The organism is Opitutia bacterium (assembly GCA_016217545.1).
In the GTDB taxonomy this organism is placed as follows: Bacteria; Verrucomicrobiota; Verrucomicrobiia; order Opitutales; family Opitutaceae; genus Didemnitutus.
In genome coordinates this window covers 1-2,828 of the sequence record JACRHT010000001.1, presented here as the reverse complement: position 1 = coordinate 2,828, position 2,828 = coordinate 1, and the positions used below count along the sequence as shown (strand labels likewise).

The following is a 2,828-nucleotide window of genomic DNA, read 5'->3' as shown; positions in this document are numbered from 1 at the left end:
CGTGCCCCTCCGCCCGACCGCCCCCTCGCCGCCGCCCGCGCGCGCTTGACGTGCGCGGGCTGAGCAGTCGCGGGGCATGGCGGGCTGCGCCCGCTCAGCCGAAGCGGGCACGCGCCGAGAGGGCGTTCTCTAGAGCCACGGCGAGCTCGTAGAGCGCTTCGCGCTTTCGACCAGGTCGGCTGTGGTTTGCGTCTCCGGCGACAAAGCCCGCGACAGCCTCGAAGTCGTAGCGGCTGCCGGTCAGCTCGTAGCAGCCCTCGTCCTCAATGAGGGTGGCCGAGGCGAGCATCTCGTCCGAGCGCGGGTAGTCGAGCTTCTTCAGCAGCGCGAGCTGCGTCTCGGAGATGCAAATGGAGAGCGGCCTCTCGTCGGTCTGCATGATGAAGCCCACCATATTCAAGGGTGCCACCCGAGGGAGCGTCCGGGCATCACGCCGCCGCAGCGGAGGTGGGCTGGGCGAGGATGGAGGTGGGGTGTGTCACCTTCCAGCTCGCGGGCAGCAACGCGGGCACGTCGCGCAGCCGGACGCGCCGCGCAGCAAGCCGCGGCAGGACGTCGGCGAGGTACCGCACCGGGTCGACATCGACGAGCGCGCAACAGCCGAGCAGCGTGTACGCGACGGCGGCACGCTCGGCGCCGGCGTCACTGCCAGCAAAGAGGAAGTTCTTCCTCGTCAGAGCCGCGCGGACGTGAAGCCGCTCGACGACGCCGTTGTCGATGGGGACGACTCCACTGCCCAGGAAGCGGGTCAGCGCCACGTGATGGTTGTCGAGGTACTGCAGCGCCTGCCCCATGCCTGAGGATGGGGGCTCATACGGCCGGCGCACTCGCATCCACGCCAGCAAGTCGTCGTAGACGGGTCTGCTCTGCTTTTGCCGTACCCGGAGTCTCTCCTCGATGGTGGCGCCCTGAAGTTCTTTCTCGATGACGTAGAGTTTCTTGAAGGCCGCCAGCGGCAAGGCCGCACGGGTGTCGCCCGCGTCCAATGCCTTGGTGAAGCGGCGGCGCGCGTGCATGTTGCAGCCGCACTCGTGCAGTTCCTTCCGCTTGAAGGACGCGTCGAAGAGCCCCGAGGCGTCGGCCACCACGTCGCCTTCACGCAGCGCCAGCACGTCTTCGGGCCCCAGCTCTCCTTCGCGCTGCGCGTTCTTCTTTCCCGTCGTCGCGTAGAGGTAGAGCGCGGTGTGCAGCGTCTCGGCGTCAGACACCTCCGCGCCGACGTAGCCCCAGAGACTGCCGAGCCGAATGCCGCCGGGCACGTCCTTGTCGAGTACCGGCAGCGAGGTGGCGTCGAGGTGCAGGACGTCGGCGCGCAGCACCTTCGCCAGGGCGGCGCGCCACAAGGGCTGCAGCGCCTCCGTGGCCCAGCGCACCTGGTCCGCCAGCGTGGAGACGGGGATGTCGATGCCCATGCGCTCGAAGCGCTCCACCTGCCGAGTCAGGGGCAGCCCATCTCGGTACTTGTCCACGATGACTTGCGCGACGAGCGCCGTGCCCATCTTCCCGCCGGCCACGACCTTGTTGCCCAGGGGGGCGCGCACCGGCTCGCCGTCACATGGCTTACACGCCAGCTTCTCGCGGCAGTCTCGGCGGACGAAGAGCTGCGCGGGGATGAGCTCCAGGACTTCCGTCACGTCGTGACCGATGCACTTCCTCGGTGCGCCGCAGAGCGGACACGGACGCTGCGCGTCCGGCACCGGGATGATGTTGTTCACGCGGGGAAGGTGGGCCGGCAGCGGCCGGCGCGCAGGTGCCTCGCGGCGCCGTCTCTCCCGAGCCGCCTTCGTTTCGTCCTGCCGGTGCTTCTCGTCGATGCCTGACGACTCCCGCAGCTTGGCGTCCGCCTCCGCGAGGGTGGGGTTGCTCTCCGTCGAGAGCCCTCCCAACAGCAGCACCAGTTGCGCGGTGGAGACGCCCTCCCGAGGCTTGCCCTTCGCCTTCACGTCGTTCAGCAGGCGCTCCAACTCGGTGTTCCGCGACAACAACTTCGCGACGAGCGCCACTACCTCCTCGGTGCGGCCGGTGCTCAGCAACTCCTGCAGCACCTCCAGCACTGGCCGCGAGCGGCGGCGCTTTTCGGTGTCGGCGAGGGCGGGCGCAGCGTTCGTCACGGGCACGCCAACCTAACCAGTGAGGGCGCGCCCGCAACGCGCGTCGAGGAGAATTCGTCATCCCGCGCGAGCGGGTGACGGCGGCGCCCATCGCGTCGACGTCCTCGATGAAACCTCGCTGCCCTCGAGCAGCGTTCCCAACTCATCGACGTTCAACTCGAGAAACTTCGCCGTCGACGGCGCCTCATCCGGAAACGTGAAGGTGCCGCGCTCGAGCCGCTTGTGCAGCACGGTGAAGCCGCCTCGCGTCCACAGCAACAACTTCACCTGGGTCCTCCGTCGATTTCGGAAGACGAAGACGTGCTCACTGAGCGGGTCCTTCCCCAGCGTCGAGCGGACCTCATTCGACAGACCGTCGAAGTTACGCCGAAGGCTGCACGATTCCCTCGCCGCGAAGATTCGCGCGTCTCGCGGCAGAGCAGGAAGGCCGACGCTTTCACCCCTCCACACGCGTCGCGCGCCTGAACTCGACGTCCCGAGGCCCGCCTCGAGGCGCCTCCTCCACCACCACAGTCGCCCCGTTGTCAGTCCACGACGGCGGGCGAACTCGGCGAGGGACAAGCCGCTCTCGCGCCATCGCGCCAACCAGCGTTGCGCTTCTTCGGGGTTCCACTGTCTCCAGGTCCTCAGCGTCCGCGGTGAGCCCATGCTCCCCACGCATCAGAGTCCCAGCCGGCGCGCAGCAACGGGCCGGGGGCGGTCGGGCGGAGGGGCACG

General features: G+C 68.7%; 3 protein-coding genes. All 3 read right to left on the bottom strand.

The features are described 5' to 3' along the window. Nucleotides 1–94: 94 nt before the first annotated feature. Genes HZA32_00015 through tnpB form a run of 3 tightly spaced genes read right to left on the bottom strand, consistent with a single transcriptional unit; the run spans nt 95 to nt 2,672 of the window. Nucleotides 95–409: a hypothetical protein gene (locus tag HZA32_00015; GenBank protein ID MBI5422437.1), complete on the bottom strand. Its 315-nt coding sequence runs from the start codon at nt 407–409 to the stop codon at nt 95–97. A 19-nt stretch (nt 410–428) separates the two neighbouring features. After that, entirely contained in the window at nt 429–2,111 is a 1,683-nt protein-coding gene (locus HZA32_00010; GenBank protein MBI5422436.1) for an IS66 family transposase, read from the bottom strand. A 57-nt stretch (nt 2,112–2,168) separates the two neighbouring features. Next, complete coding sequence (gene tnpB / locus HZA32_00005) at nt 2,169–2,672, bottom strand: IS66 family insertion sequence element accessory protein TnpB (GenBank protein MBI5422435.1); 504 nt, start codon at nt 2,670–2,672, stop codon at nt 2,169–2,171. Between the last annotated feature and the right edge of the window lie 156 nt (nt 2,673–2,828).